This is a genomic window from Methylobacterium sp. Leaf361 (genome assembly GCF_001424445.1).
Classification (GTDB): domain Bacteria; phylum Pseudomonadota; class Alphaproteobacteria; order Rhizobiales; family Beijerinckiaceae; genus Methylobacterium.
Genome location: NZ_LMPY01000013.1, coordinates 85,952 through 92,247 on the forward strand (window position 1 = coordinate 85,952; position 6,296 = coordinate 92,247).

7 protein-coding genes, 1 tRNA gene and 1 pseudogene are annotated in these 6,296 nt (G+C 69.0%); all 9 read right to left on the reverse strand.

Annotation, left to right across the window (positions count from 1 at the left end):
• Positions 1–67 precede the first annotated feature (67 nt).
• Positions 68–445, reverse strand: coding sequence for a 50S ribosomal protein L7/L12 (gene rplL / locus ASG32_RS12510; RefSeq protein WP_056526337.1), 378 nt, complete (start codon positions 443–445; stop codon positions 68–70).
• 49 nt (positions 446–494) lie between these two features.
• A complete protein-coding gene (gene rplJ / locus ASG32_RS12515) occupies positions 495–1,013 on the reverse strand; it encodes a 50S ribosomal protein L10 (protein WP_056526339.1) in 519 nt (172 codons plus the stop codon).
• A gap of 537 nt (positions 1,014–1,550) precedes the next feature.
• Positions 1,551–3,194 carry a B12-binding domain-containing radical SAM protein gene (locus ASG32_RS12520; protein WP_056526342.1) on the reverse strand — a complete coding sequence of 548 codons (1,644 nt, stop codon included), beginning with the start codon at positions 3,192–3,194 and terminating at the stop codon, positions 1,551–1,553.
• Between the two features lie 264 nt (positions 3,195–3,458).
• Complete coding sequence (gene rplA / locus ASG32_RS12525) at positions 3,459–4,157, reverse strand: 50S ribosomal protein L1 (protein ID WP_020096224.1); 699 nt, start codon at positions 4,155–4,157, stop codon at positions 3,459–3,461.
• 11 nt (positions 4,158–4,168) lie between these two features.
• Positions 4,169–4,618 carry a 50S ribosomal protein L11 gene (gene rplK / locus ASG32_RS12530; protein WP_010686899.1) on the reverse strand — a complete coding sequence of 150 codons (450 nt, stop codon included), beginning with the start codon at positions 4,616–4,618 and terminating at the stop codon, positions 4,169–4,171.
• A gap of 226 nt (positions 4,619–4,844) precedes the next feature.
• Positions 4,845–5,378, reverse strand: coding sequence for a transcription termination/antitermination protein NusG (nusG, locus tag ASG32_RS12535; protein ID WP_012320778.1), 534 nt, complete (start codon positions 5,376–5,378; stop codon positions 4,845–4,847).
• A 76-nt stretch (positions 5,379–5,454) separates the two neighbouring features.
• Complete coding sequence (gene secE / locus ASG32_RS12540) at positions 5,455–5,751, reverse strand: preprotein translocase subunit SecE (RefSeq protein ID WP_056526345.1); 297 nt, start codon at positions 5,749–5,751, stop codon at positions 5,455–5,457.
• Positions 5,752–5,933: 182 nt separating this feature from the next.
• Positions 5,934–6,010, reverse strand: a tRNA-Trp gene (locus ASG32_RS12545).
• A 188-nt stretch (positions 6,011–6,198) separates the two neighbouring features.
• Positions 6,199–6,296, reverse strand: a pseudogene (locus tag ASG32_RS32405) (elongation factor Tu); the annotation flags it as partial.

Sequence of the window (6,296 nt, forward strand, 5' to 3'; positions counted from 1 at the left end):
CTCCGGTCACGACAGGCTCGCGCGGAGCCTCCGTGGGGTGATGGGCCGGGACCGGCCCATCGTCGGCTTACTTGAGCTCGACCTTGGCGCCGGCCTTCTCGAGCTGGGCCTTGAGCTTCTCGGCCTCGTCCTTGGCGACGCCTTCCTTGACCGGCTTCGGCGCGCCCTCGACCAGGTCCTTGGCCTCCTTGAGGCCGAGGCCGGTGATCGCGCGGACCTCCTTGATGACCTCGATCTTCTTGTCGCCGGCGGAGGCGAGGACGACCGTGAACTCGGTCTGCTCCTCGACGGCGGCGGCGGCGCCACCGGCGGCCGGGCCGGCGGCGACGGCGACGGCAGCGGCGGCCGAGACGCCCCACTTCTCCTCGAGCATCTTGGCCAGGTCAGCGGCCTCGAGCACGGTCAGCGAGGACAGGTCGTCGACGAGCTTGGCGAGATCAGCCATTTTGAATTCCTCTCAGATATCGGTTTGAATGGATGGATTTTGAAGGGCCTCAGGCGGCCTCGTCCTTCTTGGCATAGGCCCCGAACACGCGGGCGAGCTTGGAAGCCGGCGCGTTGACGACCTGAGCGATCTTCGTCGCGGGCGCCTGCACGAGGCCCACGATCTTGGCGCGCAGTTCGTCGAGGGACGGGAGCGAGGCGAGCGCCTTCACGCCGTCCGGGTTCAGGGCGGTCTTCCCCATCGCGCCGCCGAGGATCACGAGCTTGTCGTTGACCTTGGCGAAATCGACCGCGACCTTCGCGGCAGCGACCGGATCGCCGGAATAGGCGAGCAGGGTCGGGCCCTTCAGGAGCGGCTTGATGGAGGCGACGTCCGTGCCATCGAGTGCGATGCCGGCGAGGCTGTTCTTGGCGACCTTCACGGTGGCGCCGGCCTGCTTCATCTGCGCGCGCAGCTTCTGCATGTCGGCGACCGTGAGGCCCTTGTAGTGGGCCACGACGACGACGGCGCTCTGATTGAACACGCCGTTGAGCGTCGAGACGAGATCAGCTTTAGCTGTCCGGTCCACTGGGCTCTCTCCGGTTGGCGGAACCCGGTCTCGGGTCCGCCGGTTGCACATGCCGCCCGGACGTGGTCTCGGCCTTCAGGAAGACCGGGAACGTCCGAACGACGCTTCGCGGCCCTGTCCCCGCGCGTGCCCCTGGAGGCCGCCTCGGGCGAGTTGGTTCAAACCGACACCCCTCCGCGGCCGGGGCCGGGGCGAGGCTTTTCGAATTCGGTCTTCCCCGTCTGTGCAGGCTGGCGGATTAAGCCGGCGAACCGGCACCTGCAGTCTCGGACAGGACATGGCCGGACAAGGCTCCGCGGGGCTCGTCGCCCCTGGGATCCTTCCGGCCAGTGCCACCCGGTTGCCCGGGCGACATTTCGAGCGGAAACCGGCCGATCGGCCGTTCTCCTTCCGTGAGGATGAAATGCGTGAGGCGCGGTGTATAGAGCCTAGCAAGCCGCCTGCCAAGGGCCGGAACGCGACTTTTCCGCCGCAGGCAAGGACTTGCGCAGGAGCCTTGCCGCGACCGCATCGCTCGGAGCGGCCCGGGATCCCGGGCTACGCCGCCTCGCGCTCCGGCACGAGCTTGCGCCGCGCGGCCTCCCACCAGCTGCGGTCGCGGGCCTCCTTCGCCTCCGCGGCCTTCGCGGCGTAGAACGAGGCGTTGTGCTCGCCGCGCAGGGCCTCGCGGGTGAAGCGGATCAGGTGGTGGGCGACGAAGCCCATGTTGAACACCGCCTCGATCTGCCCGCGCTTCAGCGCGTAGCCGGCCGCGCTCCAGAACGGCTTGCGGTAGTCGGAGAAGATCCCGACCCGGGTGATGATGTTGAAACCGAGGATCAGGCCGCGGCGCAGGTTGGTGAAGGTGAGCTTGCCGGCCGTCGGCGTCGTGATCCGGTTCGGGTAGGTCACCGCGCACTGGTGCTTGAACCGCTCGAAGATCCTCTCCGGCTCGTAGGCGTGCGCGATCGCGCGGCGCCAGCTGCTCACCACCGAGTCGTGGGGCCGCTTGAACAGGACGTTCGATTCGAGGCTGGCGTCGTGCAGCAGCCGGCCCTCGCGCTCCAGCCGGTCCCAGAGCGGGGTCTTGGGGAGCGCCTGGAGCAGGTTGATGGTCAGGACCGGGATCGCCGAGCGGTCGATGAAGTCGATCAGGTTCTGCTCGGATTTGTCGGTGTCGGAATCGAGGCCCAGGATGATGCCGGAGGTGACCTCCAGCCCGTAGGAATTGAGGGTCTCGATCGCCTCGTACATCGGCACGGCGGCGTTGTGGGTCTTGTCGATGCCCTTGAGCGCCTCCGCCTCCGGCGTCTCGATGCCGACGAACACCGTCATGAAGTTGGCCTGTCGCATCAGCTCGAGGATCTCGGGCTGCTTGGCCATGTTCAGCGTCGCCTCGCAGGCGAACTGGAGCGGGTAGTTGTTCCGCTTCTGCCATTCCACGAGGTGCGGCAGCATCTCGCGGGTCGCCTTGCGGTTGCCGATGAAGTTGTCGTCGACGAAGTAGACCACCGCCGGGTGGCCCGGCTGGCTGACGATGGCGTCGAGCTCGGCGCACATCTGCTCCGGGCTCTTGAGCCGCGGTTGGCGGCCGTAGAGCTGCGGGATGTCGCAGAACTCGCAGCGGTACGGGCAGCCCGAGGAGAATTGCAGCGAGCCGATCAGGTAGCGCTTGAGCGGCGCCGCCTCGTAGGCGGGAGCCGGGAAGTCCGCGAGCGGGAGGCGATCCTTGGTCTCCAGCACCACCTGGGCGGGCGGCGGCGTGAGGTCCGCGTCGAGGCGGGCGACGAGCTGGTCGGTGGCGTCGCCGATCTCGCCGATATGGAGGTAGTCGAAGTCGCCGTACTTCTCAGGCGCGCCCGAGACCGAGGGGCCGCCCAGCACCGTCACCTTCCCGGCCGCGCGGGCGCGGTCGCGGATGTCGAGGATCTGCGGCTCCTGGATGTGCATCCCGGAGACGAAGACCGCGTCGGCCCAGGCGAAGTCGGCCGGGCCCGCGCGGCGGATATTCTCATCGATGAACCGGCATTCCCAAGCCTCCGGCATGTAGGCCGCGATCAGCAGCAGCCCCTGCGGCGGCATGAACGCCTTCACCCCGCCCATCAGCGGGTAGGCGTGGGAGAATGTCCCGAAGGACGGCGTGTAGGCGGGAAAGACGCACAGGATGCGTCGCTTGGAGGTGACCGTCAGGGTGCATCGCATGCCGGCCTATCTAGCACAGCCGCGGCCGTTGGCGCCCCCCTCGGCGGTTAAGAATGGCGTGAGGGACGCAGGTTCGGGCCGGCCCATCGCGGCTTGTCTTCCTGTCGCGTCCCCGACCGTATTCCGCGCCTGCCTCGCGCCCTGGACAGGCCTGCGTCGGAGACAGGTCCGAGACAGGGACGAGCACCGATCCCGCTCCCGCGAACGCAGAGCGCCCGGCCGTTCCCGGCCGGGCGCTCCGCAGCGTCGACGATTCGTCCCGCCTCAGGCGGTCAGGACCGTGTTCGGCTCGACCTTCACGCCCGGGCCCATCGTCGAGGTGACGGCGATGCGCTGGACGTAGGTGCCCTTGGCGCCCGCGGGCTTCGCCTTGGCGACGGCGTCCGCGAAGGCCTTGATGTTCTCGACGAGCTTGTCGGCGTCGAACGACACCTTGCCGACGCCGGCATGGACGATGCCGGCCTTCTCGACGCGGAACTCGACCGAGCCGCCCTTGGCGCCGGCGACGGCGCCCTTCACGTCCATGGTGACGGTGCCGACCTTCGGGTTCGGCATCAGGCCGCGCGGGCCCAGCACCTTACCGAGACGGCCGACCAGCGGCATCATGTCGGGGGTCGCGATGCAGCGATCGAACTCGATCTTGCCGCTCTGCACGATCTCGAGGAGATCCTCGGCGCCGACGATGTCGGCACCCGCGGCCTTGGCGTCGTCCGCCTTAGCGCCGCGGGCGAAGACCGCCACGCGCACCGTCCGGCCGGAGCCGTTCGGCAGGTTGCAGACGCCGCGGACCATCTGGTCGGCGTGGCGGGGATCGACGCCGAGGTTCATCGAGACCTCGACGGTCTCGTCGAACTTCGCGGTCGCCCGCTCCTTGACCAGCTTGATCGCCTCGTCGAGCGCGTAGAGCTTGGTCGCCTCGATGCCCTCGCGGGCGGCGCGGATGCGCTTGCCTTCCTTAGCCATGCTGCCCTCCCTTACGCGACGACTTCGAGGCCCATGGCCCGCGCGGAGCCACGGATCATCGCGACGGCCGACTCGACCGTGTCGCAGTTGAGGTCGGGCATCTTCTTCTCGGCGATCTCGCGAAGCTGCGCCTCGGTGATCTTGCCGACGGTCGGGCCCTTGCCCGGGGTCTTCGAGCCGGAGGCCGGCTTCTTGCCGAGCTTCAGGCCGACGGCCTTCTTCAGGAAGAAGGTGACCGGGGGCTGCTTCATCTCGAAGGTGAAGGAGCGGTCCTGATACGCGGTGATGATCACCGGGATCGGGGTGCCCTTCTCCATCTGCGCGGTCTTCGCGTTGAAGGCCTTGCAGAATTCCATGATGTTGAGGCCGCGCTGACCGAGCGCGGGGCCGATCGGCGGCGACGGGTTGGCGGCGCCGGCCGGGACCTGAAGCTTCACATAGCCCGTGATCTTCTTCGCCATGGGACTGCTCCCAATGAAAATCCGCCCCCGTGCGGCCTGAAGCGCGGCGGGTCGGACGGTTGCAGGTCGCGGTGCGAGCCGTGGATCCCGGAGGCGAAGCCGGGCGGTTCTCCCGCGGATGGTGCCGCGCCCTCAGCGGAACGCGGCGGCTTCGCGGTCCCCGCACCCGGTGGGGATGCGGCGACCGGAACGGACGGGCGGCCGGAGGGCCGCCGCGATCGGGGGCTCAGGCCTTCTCGACCTGGGCGTATTCGAGCTCGACCGGCGTGGCGCGGCCGAAGATCGACACGGCCACCTTGAGGCGGGAGCGGGCGTCGTCGATCTCCTCGACGGTGCCGTTGAAGCTGGCGAACGGGCCGTCGGCGACCCGGACGGTCTCGCCGATCTCGAAGGAGATCGAGGGCTTCGGCCGGTCGACGCCCTCGGCGACCTGGCCCTTGATCCGCTCGGCCTCGGCGTCCGGGATCGGCACCGGCTTCGACTTGTCGGCCCCGAGGAAACCCGTGACCTTCGGGGTGTTCTTGATCAGGTGGTAGACCTCGTCAGTGAGGTCGCACTTCACCAGCACGTAGCCGGGGAAGAACTTGCGCTCGGCGTCGACCTTCCGGCCGCGGCGGACCTCCACGACCTTCTCGGTCGGGACCATCACCTCGTCGAACAGCTCGGTCAGCCCGCGCTGGGCCGCCTGGTCCTTGATGGACTGGGCAACCTTGTTCTCGAAGTTCGAGTAGGCGTGGACGATGTACCAGCGCTTCGACACGGTTCCGTTCAACTCCGACAAGTCCCCGGGGTCACCCCCGATCGGCGGCGAGCCGCCCCCAGACGCCCAGGATTTCTCAGACGCCCAGGATCAGGCCGACCAAGAAGCGCAGGGCCTGATCCACGACCGTGAAGAACAGGCTCGCGGCGACGACCATCACGAACACCATGATGGTCGTGATCGTGGTCTCCCGGCGGCTCGGCCACGTGACCTTGCGGGCCTCGTCGCGCACCTGGGCGAAGAACTCGCCCGGCGTGGCGCGCTTCTGCGGCGCGCGGGCGGGGGTCGCGGGCCGGGCGGGCGGCGGATTCGCGGGACCGCGGGCCGCGCCGCGCACCAGGTCCACCTTCTTGGTCGCTTCGTTCGATGCCATGGCGCCAGTGTCTGTGCGTGTTCGGCCCCGAGGCAGAGACCGCATCCGGGAATGCGAATGTCGGCGCCGAGGACCCGGATGGGCCCGCACCGACGGTCGCTTCAGATCTCGGATTGCGCCCGCTCTAGCGCAACTCCCCCGGCTTGTCGACCGGGCCGCCGCGCGGGATCGGGCTGAATGTCTGGCAGGAGTGGAGGGACTCGAACCCGCAACCTCCGGTTTTGGAGACCGGCGCTCTGACCAGTTGAGCTACACTCCTAGCGCACCGCCCAATGCCCCATCGCGGCGCGGCTTGCAAGGGGTCGCTTGCGGGAAGCGGGCGGGAAGCGGGCGGGAAGCGGCGCCGACAGAACCCCGCCCGCCCGAAACGACGACGCCGGCCCCCGTCGAGACGGGGGCCGGCGTCGGAGAGGCGGGGCGGCGCGCGGCGCCGCCCCGGATCGATCGTCAGTCGTTGATGGCGGCGACGACGCCGGCGCCGACGGTGCGGCCGCCCTCGCGGATGGCGAAGCGCAGCTTCTCCTCCATGGCCACCGGCACGATCA

Bases quoted from the DNA above. Each gene is read 5' to 3' on its own strand.
- rplL (WP_056526337.1), bottom strand. From the start codon at position 445: ATGGCTGATCTCGCCAAGCTCGTCGACGACCTGTCCTCGCTGACCGTG.
- ASG32_RS12520 (WP_056526342.1), bottom strand. From the start codon at position 3,194: ATGCGATGCACCCTGACGGTCACCTCCAAGCGACGCATCCTGTGCGTC.
- rplA (WP_020096224.1), bottom strand. From the start codon at position 4,157: ATGGCTAAGGAAGGCAAGCGCATCCGCGCCGCCCGCGAGGGCATCGAG.
- rplK (WP_010686899.1), bottom strand. From the start codon at position 4,618: ATGGCGAAGAAGATCACGGGCTATGTGAAGCTTCAGGTCCCGGCCGGC.
- secE (WP_056526345.1), bottom strand. From the start codon at position 5,751: ATGGCATCGAACGAAGCGACCAAGAAGGTGGACCTGGTGCGCGGCGCG.